We start from the raw sequence: 16,555 nt of genomic DNA, 5'->3' as shown, positions 1-16,555 counted from the left end.
GTCAATCAAACCTACGAAAAAAAACGCGCTTAGGCTAGCTGCGTAGGGGAGCCCAACAGCCAGTCGGCTGCCTTTCTTAGCTTTGCGTTTTCTTCTTTCCCCAAGTTTTTTCCTTGCTGATGAACCCACCCATTGCCCTGGCCCTGCACGGAGGAGCCGGTACCATTTCCCCCGCCCTCATGACGCCGGAAAAAGAGCAAGCTTACCAACTCGCCCTGCGTGAGGCCACGGAAATCGGCTACGCCGTGCTGGCGAGGGGCGGCTCTGCCCTCGATGCCGTAGAGCTGGCCGTGCGCAGCCTGGAGGATTGCCCACTTTTCAATGCCGGCCGGGGCGCGGTGTTTACCCACGAAGGGCACCACGAGATGGATGCCGCCCTGATGGATGGCCGGACCCGGGCGGCCGGGGCCGTGGCCGGGGTGCGCACCGTGCAGAACCCCATCCGGGCGGCCCGGCTGGTGATGGAAAAAACCGACCACGTGCTGCTGGCTTATCCCGGGGCCGATGAGCTGGCCCGGGAACATGGCCTGCCTACGCAGCCGGCTGCGTACTTTTTCACCCAGCACCGCTACGACCAGCTTCAGGAAGCTCTGCAGGAAGGGCGCATGCGCCTCGACCACAGCGCAGCCAAAAAGCCCGAAACCGTATTGCCCGCCGTAGATGCACCTCTGGCCGAGCCCGCGGCCTTTGTGGGCGAAGACCCCAAAAAGAAAATGGGGACGGTAGGAGCCGTAGCCCGCGACGCGCACGGCCACCTGGCCGCCGCCACCAGCACCGGGGGCATGACCAACAAGCGCTACTCCCGCATCGGCGACTCGCCCATCATCGGCTCGGGCACCTTTGCCGACGACCGGACCTGCGCCATCAGCTGCACCGGGCACGGGGAATTTTTCCTGCGCGCCGTTGTGGCCCACGACATCAGCTGCCTGATGGAGTACCGGGGCCTGAGTTTGGCCGAGGCCTGCCGCGTGGTGGTGCACGACAAGCTGGCTCCCATGGGCGGGGAAGGGGGACTGGTAGCCGTGGATGCCGCCGGCAATGTGGCTTTGCCCTTCAATTCTGAAGGCATGTACCGCGCCAGCCAGACAGCTACCTCTCCTCTGTACGTGGGTATTTACCGCGACTAGCTACTCCTTATATATATAGGCACACGAAAACGACCAAAAGCAAGCGGGCTTCCCATTGGGAAGCCCGCTTGCTTGGCTTAAGTTGTGGCCGGGCTGGGAGGTGAGCCCGGGGCCGGAGAAGGGCTGGCTTCGGTGGGCGCCGCCAAGGCGGCGTCGTGGGTGGCGCGGTCTACGTAAAACTGCCGCTGCTGCATGTTGTATACATTGCCTTTGGCCAGCACGTGCATGGTCATGTGCTCTACTGAAAGGGCCGTGCCTTTCTTCGCGGCCGGGGCGTTGTTGTGCTGGATGCTTTTGCCATCCATAATGATAACCAGGTTCGAGCCGATGGTTTCGATGACGTTGCCATCGGTGATGAGGATGCCGGTGTCCTCGCCCAGGCCAATGCCAATCAGCTTGGGGTACAGGCTGACGGCTTCGATCAGGCGCCCGAAACGGCCGCGTTTCACGAAGTGCGTATCGATAACCACATTGTTGAGCAGTCCCAGACCGTGGCCCATTTTCACGGCGCCTTTCAATAGTGCATCGGGCACGCTGCCGCCCCGGATCATCATGTGCGACATGGCCATGGCGCCCGCGCTGGTGCCGGCCATTACGAAGCTGGGCTCCGTCTGGTAGCGGGTGGTGAGCAGGTCGAGGAATTCACTTTCCCCGAACATTTCCTTGAGCCGGGACTGGTTGCCGCCGCTGAACATAATCAGGTCACAGGACCGCAGGCGTTCCAGGTATTCCGGCTGCCGGGCGTCCTCGGGGGTACGAATGTCCATCACGCCCACGTTGTGGCAATTGAGCATGGTAAAGGACGACCGGTAGATTTCGCCCACTTCCTCTGGAATCATGGAGGCCGTGGTCACTACCTCTATGCGCGGGTCGACCTTGCCCGATTCCGTGACGACCCGCTTCAGAATTCCCAACTCAAAAAAGTTGAGGTAGTATTTCTTGCGCACCCGGGCGCTGGAGTAGGTGCCTTTATCTTCGTTGCCGCCGATGGCAATCAGCTTACCGAGGGGTTTTACTGTTTTCAACTGTCGTACTATAATTTTCAGAATCGAGAAAAGAACCGGCGCTCAAGCAAGGTTCGCGCCATCTCAGAGGAGGTTACCGGGGCGGCCCCACCAACTCATCCAGCGTACCCCGCGCTACGGAATGGTAGTTAGGCCGAGCTTGCGCGTATACGGCCTGGGCACGGTGGCGGCCATTGGGTGCTGCAAGTAACGCCTTGTAAAGTGGCACCAGAAACTTACGTCGCCCAACGTGGGTCAGAAATTTTTCCAGGGCTTCGGTCACGCTGGGGGAGTTGCCGGCTAGTGCGTGCGGAAACCAGGCAGCCAGTATTTCGTTGTTGCCGGAGTGCGTAAAGCCGAAGGCCGCATCCAGCTCGGCTAGTTGCACCGAGGAAAGGAGAGCTGGCAGGCCCTGCAGAAAATGCACCCACTCATGACTGCTCCAAGCGGCTGTGCTGAGGTCGGCGGCCGGGGTGCCGGCCAGCCACGCCTGGCGCGCGGCCTCCACGGCTTCAAAGCGGGTGGAGTGTACCGGGGGTGCGCCCGCCGGAATACCCGGCTTGTTTAACCAAGCCTGCAGGTTTAGTTTCTCTTCCAGCCCCGGCTCCGCGTCCAACAGCTCATGTCGCAGGTAAGCCACAAACGACTCCGTATCCATGGCTTGAAAGCTGTGGCGCGTGAAGTACTCCTTAATAAAGGTGTCGAGGCGGGAGCGGCCTACTAGCTGCTCCAGGGTAAGCAGCAGGTAATTGCCCTTTTCGTAGGCTATTTCGTTAAGGCCCTCGTCTGGGTCGCGGCCGGCCAGGTTCAGCTGCAAGTGGGTGTCGGGGGAGGTTTCGCCCAGTTCGGCCAGGGTGTGGTGCAGGGCCGTGTTGCCCAGCACCTGCAGCATGTCGGCGTAGGGGCGGCCGTAGAGCTTCTCCATAATCCGCCGCTCGAAGTATACCGTGAAGCCTTCGTTTAGCCAGAAGTCATTCCAGGTAGCATTCGTCACCAGGTTGCCGCTCCAGGAGTGGGCCAGCTCGTGGGCTACCAGACTGGTCAGGCTTCGGTCCCCGGCCAGAATGGTAGGTGTTACAAATGTTAATCGAGGGTTTTCCATGCCCCCAAAAGGAAAAGAAGGGGGTAAGACCAGTAAATCATACCGCTCCCAGCGGTAGGGACCATACAACTCTTCGGCCGCCGCTACCATTTGTTCCAGATCCCGGAATTCGCTGGCGGCGGTGGGCAAGGTGGCCGGCTCGGCATATACCCCGGTGCGGCTGCTCAGCGGGGCAAAGGCTACGTCGCCCACCGCCAGGGCCATGAGGTAAGCCGGGATGGGCTGCGTCATCCGGAAAGTATATTCGCCCCCCGGGTTGCGCGTCTGCGGGTTGGTCGCACTCATCAGGGCGAGCAAGTCGGTGGGGACTCGCACGGTGGCGTCGTAGGTGAAGCGCACCCCCGGCGAGTCTTGGCAGGGCAGCCAGGTGCGGGCCAGGATGGCCTGCGACTGGGTGAAGAGGAAGGGCTGGTTGCCGGCCGTTTGTTCGGCGCTCAGCCATTGCAGCGCCGCCGCGCCCGGGGTAGTACGGTACCGCACACAGACGGCCCCGGCCCCGGCCGGCAGCTCGATGCGCAAGGCCTGCCCGAGGATGGTATCGGCAGCGCCCAGCGCCCAGGCAAGCGCCGGGCCGGCTGGGTCGTTCAGGCTGATGGCGTCGATGTGCAAGTCGCGGGTGTCGAGCCAAAGCTCCTGGCTGGAACCCGCCAAGTGCTCCAGCAACCAGGTGGCTTGACCCGCAAGTGTGCGCGTGCTGAAGTCCACGGCAAGGTCCAGCGTCAGGTGGTGCACACGTACGTCGGCGGGACGGGCATAGCTGTGCGGATCTTGCGGACTAGAGAAAGGAGCAGACATCAGGAAAACAAAGGCTGGAGAGGTGAGAAGCCAAGAGGTTGGGGAGACCGGGCAAATATAGTAAAAGGGCTTCCCGCCGCCGGCCGACAAGCACCGGCCAGGGTATAGGTAAGGCGAATGAAAACGGCTATCTTGCCGGCTGGTGCTAAAGGCCCGCGCAAGCAGGCTGGTAACCCTCGGAAGGCGTTTCGAGTAGAACGCGCAGCCGGCTCAGCCGTTCGGGCCAGACTGCCTGCACGACTGCCGCCGGATGTTTTCCGTTACTGGCCTTTGGGCTTTACACCGTTCGACTTCATGAAAGTACCTGTTGTTTCTGTCTTTTTTTCTACCCTGCTCAGCTGGCTTCTTTGCCTGACGCTGCTGGCCACGGCTGCCTCGTGCAGCCAGGACCAGCAGAACAAGATGAAGGCCGCCCTGCCCGGCACCCTCGGTAAACCCGGTGGGCCGCAGCCTAAGCTCGACAGTGTATATGTAGTGCGCCAGATGCTGGCGGAGCCCGCGTTCAAAGACCAGCTGGAGTGGGGCAAGAAATTCTACCGGGAGCGTGACTTCCGCCTGGGCTGGTTCCGGGGACATGAATTGGTGCCGCAGGCCAAAACGATGCTGAGCGTCATTAATAAGGCCGGCGAAGAAGGCCTTGATCCTAAAGACTACAAAGTCAAGGACTTCGATAAGCTGTTTGCCGAGCTCGAAGCGGCTCAGATGGATACCACCAAGCGTAATGCGCTGGAAAAGCAGATTGACGTCGCGCTATCGGGTACGTATTTTAATTGGGCGTCTGACTTTTACCGCGGTACAGTAAACCCGCGCGAGGTAAAAAGCATCGATTGGCAGGTGAAGCGCAACAAAATAAAGTTGCACAAGGCGCTCATGACCATTCTCAAGGAGCGCGAAAGTACCTATCCTTATTACGAGTTTGAACCCCTGCACCCGGAGTACGACCGGCTGAAAAAAGCCCTGGCCGACTACCGCGAGTTGCAGCGCCAGGGTGGCTGGGCGCAGCTTCCGGCTACCACCAAGCTCAAGCCTGGCGACTCTTCGCCCACCGTCGAACTGCTGCAGCAGCGCCTGCTCAATAAGCCGGCACCCGCTACGGCGCAAGCCGTACCCGTGTCGAACGGTGGAGCCAGCGCCGCGCCTGCGCCTAAGTACGACGGTGAGTTGGTAGCCGCGGTAAAAGAGTTCCAGGAATTGAATGGCCTGAAGCCGGACGGGGTAGTAGGGGGCGAAACCCTCAAGCAACTGAACGTGCCTATCCAAAGCCGGATCGAGCAGATTACCCTCAACATGGAGCGGTGGCGCTGGATACCCAAACGCTTCGAGGCGGACTACCTGCTGGTGAATATTCCCGACTACAAACTGCACGTTATCGAGGATAACAAAGAGGTTTTCGACATGCGCGTTATTGTTGGCAAGGCCCTCAACGCAACGCCCGTCTTCAGCGACAAAATGGAGTATGTCGTGCTGGCTCCGTACTGGAATGTTCCCTACAGCATCATCGATAAAGAGATGCGTGCTAACCTGACCAATAACCCGGTGGGTACCCTCGACCGTCTGGATATGGAAGTGGTGAAGGGCTCGGGAGCCAAGGCAACGCCCATAGATCCTACCTCCGTGGACTGGGCAAACCTGACCGAGAAAACGTGGAAGTATACCCTCCGCCGTCGGCCCGGACCCAAGAACGACCTGGGGGATGTGAAGTTTATCTTCCCCAACTCGAACGACGTGTACCTGCACGACACGCCCCACGACGAGCTGTTCAACCAAACAAAGCGGGGCTTCTCCCACGGCTGCGTACGGGTAGAGGAACCCATCAAGCTGGCCGAATACCTGCTGCGCAACAAGAGCGGCTACGATGAAGCCAAAATCCTGGACGTAATTTCCCAGCGCAAGGAGCAGTACGTAGCCTTGCCCGAGAAGCTGCCCGTGTACCTGGTTTACTTTACCTCCTGGGTAGATGAAGCCGGCAAGGTGCATTTCCGGGAAGACATCTACGGCCACGATAAATCCCTGGCGCGCGAATATTTCGACTAGCTTATTTGAAACGGGAGCTACCAAGTCCAACAAAAAGCCCGACCTCTTTCATAGAGGTCGGGCTTTTTGTTGGACTTGGTAGGATACGCTTCTTTACCAACAAAGCAGGCAGGAGCAAGGAGAAAGAACACCAGTTTACATATGTATTACAATTGTAATCAGGGTTTTCATTTGTAATACATATGTAAACCATTGCAAGTCGAGGGGTGTACGCACTACAAAGCCTCCGAGCTTCGTACATTTGTAATCCTTCAAACACGGGCAACATGGTAGAGCGAATCCGGGCATTGTTAGCAGAGCGGCAGCTCACCCCCACGCAGTTTGCTGACTTTATCGGCGTAGGCCGCCCAATCGTGAGTCACATCCTGAGCGGGCGCAATAAGCCAAGTCTGGAAGTGATTCAAAAGGTGATAAACGCATTTCCCGATCTAGCCCTGCCTTGGCTTCTAACGGGCGCCGGGGCTATGTGGACTGGTTTGGAAGCAGTAAAGCCAGTACAAAGCCAAAAACCAATCAAAAAAGCGCTAAACCGGCCGCAGTCGGTTTCGCCTACCACGACTACCGCGGAAGTGGTGGCGGTACTAGCCGGTAGGCCCGCCTCAGCAGAGCTTGCGGCAGCTGCTGCAGAGGCCTACGCCCCGCAAAGCCCGCTACCACCAGAGCCAGCCCTACCGCGCCCTGTAGCTGCTTTGCCTCAAGAGGCTCCAGCGCCACCGCTGGCTGCCGGATCAGTGGCACCACCGGCCAGCCCCAGCAGCCCCAGGCAATCTATACCGCTTCAGGACCTGGCCGAACCAGACAAAGCCATCCGGCGTATTGTTATCTTCTACCAGGACGGCACCTTCTCCTCTTTTCAGCCTGAGTGAAAGAGTTAGGCTTTTGAGGGGCAGGGTAACGCAATACCTTATGGGCTTATGCCAGGGTACAGGCGTAGAATGCAATTTGTCAGTGTTGAAAAATCTACCTAGCTGCTCTCATTATTTCAGAGCTAAGTGACTCATCTTCCTTAGGATGTGTGATAGGTAAATAACGGGAATAGTTCTACTAAATATACCTGTTATTAAATTTAGCTAAGAGTTGCTTATATGTGTTGTTTGTAGTTGTTTTTCAGTTAATTATATAATAGAATCTTGTGTAATGATTTACGTAAAAGTAGCAAAAAGACCTGTGATGTAAGGTCAATAAAACAACAATAGATCAGGCCTTCTGTCATACTAGCTATTCGAAGGAGTTGTGCTAACAACATTAACAGTAAGACCGGGTGTGAAAACTGCAATTATGCCACGCTAATGGAATTGGCCTTGCCTAAACAACTTGCCTGCCGCCTTATGCAATGCCTCTTGTGGTTTTCAAAAGTAAATTACGTTTGTTAGCAGCCCCTGCTCTTGGACGCGATGAGTAGAAGCGGGGTGGATGATTTACAAATGATAAGAAGGGCTTTTCTCCGACAGCGCGTAGCCAGAGGCTACCGCCAGCTGCGCTACACCGGGAAAGGCTTGGCAGAACGCATGATGGTGCTTACCTTTGGGGCATGAAAAAATTCCGTCTGCTTCTGCTGTCCGCCGTCGGCGCTTCTTTGTTTCTAACGTCCTGTGAGCAGGCTCCCGACGCGGAGAAAGACCCTAATGCGGATGCCGCCTATAAGCGCAGCCACCGCACCGAAATGTACCGCGAGGCGCAGCGCAGCAATACCAACTACTAAGCAGCGTATACGCCGCTCCTACGGCTGGCTTAAGCCGTTTGCGGTACTGGCTACAAAAAAGCCCCCCGATGCATTTCGGGGGGCTTTCCTGTGTTTAGGGTTGTGGGCTACAATACGCCTGCCAGCACGGGCTCAAGCGCCAGGGAGGGCAGCGGCTGCTGAGCGGCCCACTCGTCCTCGAGCAGGGCTGCCCAGGTGTTTAAGTAGAGCACCACATCTTCGCGATTATTGTGCCGCAGCGCATTGCGCCGCTCAAACGGTATCGCCGCGCGAATTTTGGGGTCGGAGAGGCGTTCCAGGTGAGCCAGATCGAACCGGGTGAAGCCCAAAGCCAGCATTTCGTCAATGGTTTCATCGAAAGGCAGACCGCTGGTGGGGCAGTAATCCTGCAGTTGCTGATCCCAGTCGCCGTAGCGCTGTAGCGCCCGGGCGTGAATTTCCGCTTTGCTTAACCGGGTAATCGTCTGGGCCAGGTGGCCGCAGTTGCAACTGCCCATATGGCCCCACTGATAGGGTGCCTGCGTCTGTAAACGATGCGCGGTAGTGCGCAGGGCCTCAAGTACGGCCAAGTTGCTCTTCGCCATGGTCAGAAGAAGGAAAAAAATGGACAAGTCTGTTTCCTTTAAATACTTGGTGGAAGCATTTTGTTTCAGCCGGCCACAAAAAAGCCTCCCACTGACTTCGCAGCGGGAGGCTTTCAAAGGGCATATCAAGCCTTAGCGGCCCGAGGTACTGCCGCCGCTACCGCCGCGGAAACGGCGCCGGGCCCCGCCGCTGGCGCCCGAGCCGGCCGGCTTGCTACCGGCTGCTCCCGCTACCGGGCGGCGGGCACTGCTTTGCTCCCGCTCACGCGGGGCGCGGCTGCTGTCCCGCGCCGGACGGCTGGTTCCTTCCGGCCGGCCGCGGTCGGGGCGTGGGGCCCGGCCAGCGGGGCCTTTGGGCCGCTTGATGGGGGCGCCGCCGTGCAGCAGCACGGGCGCCACATCCTTAGTCTGGTAAGGATGATCGGCCACTACGTCCAGCTGACGCCGAATGAGCTTCTGAATATCCTGCAGGTAGGCGCGCTCCTCGTCTTCCACGAAGGTGAGAGCGGTACCCAGCGCCCCGGCCCGGCCTGTGCGCCCGATGCGGTGCACGTAGGTTTCGGGCTCGTTGGGGACTTCGTAGTTGATTACGTGAGTCAGCTCATCCACGTCAATGCCCCGGGCGGCAATATCCGTGGCCACCAGCACGCGGGTGGCGCCGGCTTTGAAGTTGCTGAGGGCGCGCTGCCGGTGGTTCTGCGACTTGTTGCCGTGAATGGCTTCGGCCGGGATATTAGCCTTGGCCAGGGTTTTCACCACGCGGTCGGCGCCGTGCTTGGTGCGCGTAAACACCAGCACCCGCCGAATCTGCTGGTCGCCAAGTACGTGTTCCAGCAGGGCCGGCTTGTCGTTCTTCTCGACTAAGTATACGGCCTGGGTTACCGTATCCGCCGTGCTCGACACGGGCGTTACGGCCACCTTCACCGGGTTGGGGCGCAGAATGGTATTGGCCAGCTCCTGAATTTGCGGAGGCATGGTAGCCGAGAAAAACAGCGTCTGGCGCCGGGCCGGCAGCTTGGGCAGGATGCGCCGGATATCGTGGATGAAGCCCATGTCCAGCATCCGGTCGGCTTCGTCCAGTACAAAGACTTCCAGATGGCGCAGGTCCACGAAACCCTGGTTCATGAGGTCGAGCAGGCGGCCGGGCGTGGCAATGACCACCTCCACGCCGCGTTTGAGGGCCGAAGTCTGCGGCATCTGGCCCACGCCTCCGAAGATGACGGTGTGGCGCAGCTTCAGGTGGCGGCCGTAGGCCGCGAAGCTTTCCCCAATCTGAATGGCCAGCTCGCGGGTGGGCGTCAGCACCAGGCAGCGAATGCGGGACTGCGAATGACGCTCAACCAGCGCGGTCTGGTGCAGCACCTGCAGAATGGGCACGGTGAAAGCGGCCGTTTTGCCGGTTCCCGTCTGGGCCACTCCCAGCAGATCTTTCCCCTCGAGCACGTGCGGAATGGCCTGCTGCTGGATGGGGGTGGGAGTGGAGTAGCCTTCTTCCTGCAAGGCCTGCAGGATGGGCTCAATTAAATTCAGGTCGTCGAAAGACATCAAACAGAAAAAAATGGCCTGGCTCCGAAGAGGAACGCCGGCCGCAATGAGTGGGCAAAGGTCGCATATTTGTGGCAAATGCTCCCGGCAGGCAACCAGTGCTCGGCCGCGGGCAGTATACTTCGGTAGCTATTCACTTCCTGGCGCTGGCCAGTAGCCCTTTGTTCTTATGCAAATCACCGATCAGAAACTCGTCTACGACGGCCATTTCAAGCTACGCCTGCTCACCCTGCAAGACGGCGACGAGCAGCACAAGCGGGAACGGTTCGAGCCGGGCAAATCCGTGGCAGCCCTGGTATTGGATACCACGCAACAGCGCTACCTGTTCGTGCGTCAGTACCGTATTGGTCCCGAAGACCAGGTGCTGGAAATTCCGGCCGGCATGCTCGACCCCGGTGAAAGTCCCGAAATAGCCATCCGGCGGGAGCTGCAGGAAGAGTTGGGCTACGACGTGGACCACCTGGAGCCCCTGGCCGAGTTCTACGCCTCGCCCGGCACCAGCGCCGAGCTGATGAGCGTATTCTACGCCGAGGTCAGCCAGCAAACGGGAGCCGGTGGAGGGCTGGCCAGTGAGGGCGAAAAGCTGGATGTCGTGGCCCTGACCTGGGAGGAAATGCTGGCGCAGCGCTTCCTGGATGCCAAGACCTATGCTGCCGTGCAATGGGCGCAGCTACGCCGAGAATAAACCATGTTGCTCATTTGTGTATATAATGAAAAGCCCCGTTTTCAGGTGAAAACGGGGCTTTTCATTTGGGTATATCTGTATGCTTACTGCGTGTTTACGATGTACTCGAAGTCTTCTTTCAGCTTGGCGTCATTGATAATAACGCGCAAAGCCTGGGGTTCGGGAGTTTTAACAAATGGGATAGTGCGCTGGCTCTTATACAGGTCCCGGTTCCAGAAGCGGCCGTCCCCATCGGGTAGGGAGGGAATGTTGAGCAGCTCTTTTTCGTCCTTATCCTTTACCACCAAACTCAGGTAAGAGGGGTTGGCATTAGTGGAGCCCCGGCGCAGCATTGTCACAATCAGCACCCCGCCGGCCGGCAGGTTATTGAGGCGGCGCTGGTAGGCAGAGTCGGCCCAGGTGCTGTACTTGCGCTGCTCGTTCAGTTCCAGCAGCAACTCCGTGTAGGGCCGGTACGCCAGGCGCGTCACGCTGGCCGATACTTCGGCGTCCTCATCGGTGTTCTTGGTTACGTTCTGCACGTACTGGCACTCCTCGTCTTTTTTCGGGCGCAGGTACTTTTTACGCTCCGTTTTCACCTGGGCCGAGGCAGCCAGCGTGGAGAACAGAGCCAGCAGGAGGAAAAACTGTTTCATGCAAGAAATAATTAGACAAAACGAAGTTGAAGAGCCGTATTTACTGGACAAAGGTAAGAAAGTGCCTGCACACCCGCACTATCGGCGTGCCGGTTCACGCAAGCATAAAGCACACATAATGCCCGCATAACTTCTTCTGGCTGTGCGTGCTGTTGCTTTGCGGGCAGGTTGTGCCCGCTGTAACAGTCTGCCTATGAAAGGGAAATTGCGTCGTCGTCGCGTGGAGGTAGTGGTGGTGTCGGATGTGCATCTGGGCACCTACGGCTGCCACGCCGCGGAGCTGCTGCGGTACCTGAAAAGCATCCGACCCCAAACCGTGGTGCTCAACGGCGACATTGTGGATATCTGGCAGTTCAGCAAAAGCTACTGGCCGGCCGCGCACATGCGCGTCGTGCGCCACCTGGCCGGGCTGGCCGCCAAGGGTACCCGCATCTACTACCTCACCGGCAACCACGACGAGCTGCTGCGCAAATTTGCCGGCACCCGCCTCGGGGCCCTCACCATCGACAACAAGCTGGTGCTGGAGCTGCCCCATGGCCGGGCCTGGTTTTTCCACGGCGACGTATTCGACGTGACCATGCGCCACGCCCGCTGGCTGGCCCGTCTGGGCGGCCACGGCTACGACTTGCTGATTCTGCTCAACCGCCTCGTCAACTTTGGGCTGCAGAAGCTGGGCCGGCCCCGCGTGGCGTTGTCGAAGGCGGTGAAAGACCGGGTGAAAAGCGCGGTGCGCCTGGTGGGAGACTTCGAGCAGACTGCCGCCGACATTGCCGGGGAGCGGGGCTACCAGTTCGTGGCCTGCGGCCACATTCACTGCCCCGACATCAAAACGCTGACTACGGCCCATGGCCCGGTCCAGTACCTGAACTCCGGCGACTGGATAGAAAACCTCACCGCTCTGGAGTACACCGCGGCCGAAGGCTGGCACCTGTACCGCTACGCCGACGACCCGCGTATGCAGCTCTCGGCCCCCGACCCCAGTGCTGACGAGGCAGACGATACCGACCGGGCTGCCGATGCCGCCCCGGCCGCTCTGCTGCAGGGCTTGCTGGCCGAGCTCAGCCTGCGCCCGGCGCCTGCGCAGGAATAGAAAATTTGCCGCATCTTGCCGGTCGGGCTGGCTACCGCCGAAAAGCCCGGGGCTGCGTGTCGGCCTGCTTTCGGCCCACCGTTTCGTTTTCTGATGCTACGTATTCTATATGCTATCCAGGGCACCGGCAACGGCCACCTGGCTCGTTCCCTCGATATTGTGCCCCTGCTGCAGGAGCGCGCCAGCCACCTCGACGTGCTCATCAGCGGCCCGCCGTCCGATATTCAGCTGCCCTACCCGGTGCGCTACCGTTGCCACGGCATGGGCTTTATCTTCGGCAAAAGCGGGGGCATCAGCTTCAGCAAAACCTTTGCCCAGCTGAATGCGCCGGCCCTGTTGCGCGAAACCCGGGAGCTGCCAGTGAAGGACTATGACTTGGTGATAAATGACTTTGAGCCGGTATCGGCGTGGGCGTGCCGACTGCGGCAGGTGCCCTGCGTGGCCCTCAGCCATCAGAGCGCCGTGCTGGGCCCCGAAGCTCCACGCCCCCGGCGGCCCGACCCGGTAGGCCACGCCGTGCTCCGTCACTACGCACCCTCTACAGCCCACTACGGGTTTCACTTCGAGCGTTACGATGAGCACACCTTCACCCCCGTTATCCGCCGCCAAGTGCGCGAGCTGACCCCGCAAAACGACGGCCACTACACAGTGTACCTGCCCGCCTACGATGAGGAAACCCTGGTAAACCGCCTGCGCTACATCAGCCGCGACGTGGCCTGGGAAGTGTTCAGCAAGCACAGCCAGCAGGAGTCCCGGCACGGCAACGTGCGGGTGCGCCCGGTGAGCGGAGCCGCCTTCACCGACAGCCTGTCCCGTAGCGCCGGCGTGTTTTGCGGAGCCGGTTTCGAGACGCCCGCCGAGGCCCTGTACCTGGGCAAGAAGCTGCTGGTGGTGCCCATGAAAAACCAGTACGAGCAGGCCTGCAACGCCGCTTCTTTGGCGCACCTGGGCGTGCCCGTAGTGAAAAGCCTCAAGGACAAGCACCTAACCGGGGTAGAAGAGTGGCTGCGCTTCGGCCGGCCCATTCCGGTCGACTACCCCGATGAAACCGGCCGCATCATCGACCGGCTGCTGATGGAGCAGCTGGGCCGCAAGCGCCATTAACAGCGCATAGCTATTCGTTGAGTATTGCCGTATGAGCGAAGCTGGCACTATTTACCATCAGCTAACGGCTCTTGTCTATGTCCGATCTGCCCGCGGCGTTTTTCCCGCCGACTACGCCCGCTGCCTTTTCCCGCGCCGACTTTGGGGCCGACTTTCACTGGGGGACCTCGGCGGCGGCTTACCAAACGGAGGGAGCCTGGCAGGCGGAGGGCAAAGGACCCAGCATCTGGGACGAGTTTGTACGCCGCCGCGGGCGCATCAAGGGTGGGGCTACTGCCGACGTAGCCACCGACTTCTACCACCGCTGGCCCGAGGACCTGGACTTAATGCGTGGGCTGCAAATTCCCGACTTCCGGTTTTCGGTGGCCTGGTCGCGGGTATTGCCGCAGGGGCATGGTACCGCCAACCCCGCGGGCCTCGACTTCTACGATCGGCTGGTAGATGGCTGCTTGGAACGGGGTGTCGAGCCCTGGGTGACGCTCTACCACTGGGATTTGCCGGCGGCCCTGCAGCGCCAGGGCGGCTGGGCGCACCGCGACGTGGTGGGCTGGTTCACGGACTACGCCCAGCTGATGGCCCGCCGCCTCGGCGACCGGGTGCGGCACTGGATAGTGCTGAACGAGCCGCTGGCCTTTGTGGGGGTGGGGCATCTGCTGGGTATTCACGCGCCGGGGCGCCGCAGTCTGGCCGCATTTCTGGCTGCCACCCACCACGCCGCCCTGGCCCAGGCCGAAGGCGGCCGGGCTTTGCGGGCCACGCTGCCCGCGGGGGCGCAGATCGGAACCAGCTTCTCGGGCTCCCACGTGCAGCCCTGGCGCCCCGGCCTGCCCCGCGACGAAGCCGCCGCCCGCCGCGCCGATGCGGCCTTCAACCGGATGTTCATCGAGCCGGCCCTGGGCCTGGGCTACCCCGTGGCTGATTTGCCCGTGCTGCGCCGCCTGGAGCGCTACCACCGCCCCAGCGACGACAAGCTCTTGCCCTTCAACTTCGACTTCCTGGGCGTGCAGAACTACACCCGCGAGGTAATTGGGTTTGCGCCCTACGTGCCGCTGGTGTGGGCCCGGCTGGTGAGTGCCCGCCGCCGGGGTGTGCCCATCACCAGCATGGGCTGGGAGGTGTACCCCGAAAGCATCTACCACCTGCTCAAGAAAGTGGCCGCTTACTCCAACGCCCCGCGCCTGATAGTCACCGAAAACGGCGCTGCTTTCCCCGACACCCTCACCGCCGATGGCCGCGTGCCCGACCCTGCCCGGCAGGCGTTTCTGCGGGCCTGCATCGGGCAGGTACTGCGCGCCAGGCAGGAAGGTGTGCCGGTGGATGGCTACTTCGTGTGGTCGTTTACCGACAACTTTGAGTGGGCCGAGGGCTACCACCCACGCTTCGGGCTGGTCCACGTCGATTATGCCACCCAACAGCGCATCATCAAGGACTCCGGCCACTGGTACGGGCGGCTGCTGGCGGGGGAGGAGGTGTAGGCAGAGGACGTAAGCCGGGGCTTTGACCCCGGCGGAAATGGGTAACTTGCCCCGGCCTGCCCGAGTAGGGCGGTGCCGTGTTCTATCCGCCGCCTTATCCCTCATGCTACTTACCATTACCACCACGCACCAGCCCGCTACCGACCTGGGCTACCTCCTGCACAAGAACCCGGCGCGCCTCCAGAGCCTGGAAATTACCGGCGGGCAGGCGCACATCTTTTATCCCGAAGCCACCCCAGAGCGCTGTACCGCCGCCCTGCTGCTCGACATCGACCCCGTGGCGCTGGTGCGCAGCCACCGGGGGCCGGCCGGGGAAGGTTTTGCCCTGGAGCAGTACGTAAACGACCGTCCCTACGTGGCCTCCTCGTTTCTGAGCGCGGCCCTGGTCAAGGCCTTCAATACGGCCATGAACGGCACCTGCAAGGACCGCCCCGCGCTGCCTGAGGTGCTGCTGCCCCTCGAAGCCACCGTGGCCGTGATGCCCGCCGCCAGCGCCGAGCAGCTGCGCCGCCTGTTCGGCCCGCTGGGCTACGAAGTGGAAACGGAGACGCACCTGCTCGACCCCACGCAGCAAGAGTGGGGCAACAGCCGCTACTTCACGTTGCGCCTGCGTCACCCGGCCTTGCGCCTGCAGGATCTGCTGAGCCACCTCTACGTGCTTATTCCGGTGCTGGACCGGGGCGACAAGCACTACTGGATCAGCCAGGAGGAAGCCGGAAAGCTGCTGCGGCGCGGGGGCGAGTGGCTGCCGCGCCACCCCGAGCGGGAGTTTATCACGCGCCGCTACCTGCGTTTCGCCGAGTTCGTGAACCCCACGCTGGAGCGCCTGCTGGGGGATGAGGCGCTGGACGAGGAAACGCCTGAAACCATTGCCAGCTTCTCGGCTGGTACTCCTGAGTACTCCGAAAGCGCAGCTGAGGCGGTAGCGCCTGCGGACGCCAATGCGGCGACCAAGCAAAACCTCCACGACTTGCGCCTGGACCGCGTGGCCGAGGAAATCCGGCGACTGGGAGCCAAGCAGGTGCTGGACCTGGGGTGTGGGGAAGGCAAGCTGGTACGCCGCCTGCTGAAAAATGGTGCTATTGAGCATATTTTGGCCCTGGATGTATCGTGGCGGGAGCTGGAGCGGGCCCAGCAGCGGCTGCACGTTTCGGAAATGCCTCCGCGCCAGCGCGAGCGGCTCACGCTCACGCAGGGCTCTTTGCTTTACCACGATGCCCGCCTGGCCGGCTACGACGCGGCGGCCGTGGTGGAGGTTATCGAGCATCTGGACGAAAGCCGGCTGGCGGCGTTTGAGCAGGTGGTGTTTGCCCGCGCCCGTCCCTGTGCCGTGCTCGTCACCACCCCCAACGCCGACTACAACCAGCGCTACGAAGCCCTGGCCGCCGGCGACTTTCGTCACCACGACCACCGTTTCGAGTGGACCAGGGCGCAGTTCACGGCCTGGGCCGAGGGCGTGGCCGAGCACCACGGCTACCGGGTACGCATCGAGCCCCTGGGCCCCGAAGCCCCCGAAGTGGGTGCCCCCTCACAGTTGGCCGTGTTTGAGCAGTAAGACCTTTCAAAAGATTGGTGAAAATGAATTAAGAACGTCATGCTGAGCTTGTCGAAGCATCTCTACCTCTGGCTAACTAATTAGCACTGCAACGAAGCAGTAGAGATGCTTCGACTCC

General features: G+C 60.8%; 14 protein-coding genes. 9 read left to right on the top strand and 5 right to left on the bottom strand.

The window, feature by feature from the left end:
* Positions 1-119 precede the first annotated feature (119 nt).
* Positions 120-1,127, top strand: coding sequence for an isoaspartyl peptidase/L-asparaginase family protein (locus HER32_RS01840; protein ID WP_149069350.1), 1,008 nt, complete (start codon positions 120-122; stop codon positions 1,125-1,127).
* 77 nt (positions 1,128-1,204) lie between these two features.
* Here the strand turns inward: HER32_RS01840 and HER32_RS01835 are convergent, their stop codons facing one another.
* The gene (locus HER32_RS01835) at positions 1,205-2,152 is read right to left on the bottom strand and encodes a cyanophycinase (RefSeq protein ID WP_149069351.1); all 948 of its coding nucleotides are present in this window, start codon (positions 2,150-2,152) and stop codon (positions 1,205-1,207) included.
* 73 nt (positions 2,153-2,225) lie between these two features.
* Positions 2,226-4,028 (bottom strand): M1 family metallopeptidase, encoded by a 1,803-nt coding sequence (locus tag HER32_RS01830; protein ID WP_168680076.1) that lies wholly within the window; start codon positions 4,026-4,028, stop codon positions 2,226-2,228.
* Positions 4,029-4,322: 294 nt separating this feature from the next.
* Here HER32_RS01830 and HER32_RS01825 point away from each other — a divergent pair, with 294 nt between their 5' ends.
* From HER32_RS01825 to HER32_RS01815, 3 genes are all read left to right on the top strand, one after another.
* A complete protein-coding gene (locus HER32_RS01825; protein ID WP_149072278.1) occupies positions 4,323-6,062 on the top strand; it encodes a murein L,D-transpeptidase in 1,740 nt (579 codons plus the stop codon).
* Positions 6,063-6,328: 266 nt separating this feature from the next.
* Positions 6,329-6,928, top strand: coding sequence for a helix-turn-helix domain-containing protein (locus tag HER32_RS20380; protein WP_168680074.1), 600 nt, complete (start codon positions 6,329-6,331; stop codon positions 6,926-6,928).
* 665 nt (positions 6,929-7,593) lie between these two features.
* Positions 7,594-7,764 (top strand): hypothetical protein, encoded by a 171-nt coding sequence (locus HER32_RS01815; protein ID WP_168680072.1) that lies wholly within the window; start codon positions 7,594-7,596, stop codon positions 7,762-7,764.
* Between the two features lie 107 nt (positions 7,765-7,871).
* Here HER32_RS01815 and HER32_RS01810 read toward each other — a convergent pair whose 3' ends face one another.
* Entirely contained in the window at positions 7,872-8,348 is a 477-nt protein-coding gene (locus HER32_RS01810) for a hypothetical protein (protein ID WP_168680070.1), read from the bottom strand.
* 132 nt (positions 8,349-8,480) lie between these two features.
* Entirely contained in the window at positions 8,481-9,893 is a 1,413-nt protein-coding gene (locus tag HER32_RS01805) for a DEAD/DEAH box helicase (protein ID WP_149072281.1), read from the bottom strand.
* A 169-nt stretch (positions 9,894-10,062) separates the two neighbouring features.
* On the opposite strand from HER32_RS01805, the gene HER32_RS01800 reads away from it, so the two are divergent.
* Positions 10,063-10,578: an NUDIX hydrolase gene (locus HER32_RS01800; RefSeq protein ID WP_168680068.1), complete on the top strand. Its 516-nt coding sequence runs from the start codon at positions 10,063-10,065 to the stop codon at positions 10,576-10,578.
* Positions 10,579-10,661: 83 nt separating this feature from the next.
* Here the strand turns inward: HER32_RS01800 and HER32_RS01795 are convergent, their stop codons facing one another.
* On the bottom strand, positions 10,662-11,213 hold the full coding sequence (locus HER32_RS01795; protein ID WP_168680066.1) for a hypothetical protein: 552 nt from the start codon (positions 11,211-11,213) through the stop codon (positions 10,662-10,664).
* 193 nt (positions 11,214-11,406) lie between these two features.
* On the opposite strand from HER32_RS01795, the gene HER32_RS01790 reads away from it, so the two are divergent.
* The 4 genes from HER32_RS01790 to HER32_RS01775 all read left to right on the top strand — a co-directional run bounded on the left by HER32_RS01790 (position 11,407) and on the right by HER32_RS01775 (position 16,437).
* Complete coding sequence (locus HER32_RS01790; RefSeq protein ID WP_197748857.1) at positions 11,407-12,303, top strand: UDP-2,3-diacylglucosamine diphosphatase; 897 nt, start codon at positions 11,407-11,409, stop codon at positions 12,301-12,303.
* 93 nt (positions 12,304-12,396) lie between these two features.
* Positions 12,397-13,407, top strand: coding sequence for a glycosyltransferase family protein (locus HER32_RS01785; protein WP_168680064.1), 1,011 nt, complete (start codon positions 12,397-12,399; stop codon positions 13,405-13,407).
* A gap of 77 nt (positions 13,408-13,484) precedes the next feature.
* Entirely contained in the window at positions 13,485-14,882 is a 1,398-nt protein-coding gene (locus tag HER32_RS01780) for a GH1 family beta-glucosidase (RefSeq protein WP_168680062.1), read from the top strand.
* 103 nt (positions 14,883-14,985) lie between these two features.
* Complete coding sequence (locus tag HER32_RS01775; RefSeq protein ID WP_168680060.1) at positions 14,986-16,437, top strand: 3' terminal RNA ribose 2'-O-methyltransferase Hen1; 1,452 nt, start codon at positions 14,986-14,988, stop codon at positions 16,435-16,437.
* Positions 16,438-16,555 lie beyond the last annotated feature (118 nt).

The organism is Hymenobacter sp. BT18 (assembly GCF_012273015.1).
In the GTDB taxonomy this organism is placed as follows: domain Bacteria; phylum Bacteroidota; class Bacteroidia; order Cytophagales; family Hymenobacteraceae; genus Hymenobacter; species Hymenobacter lutimineralis.
The sequence above is the reverse complement of the archived record's forward strand: the minus strand, read 5'-3'. Positions and strand labels throughout refer to the sequence as shown.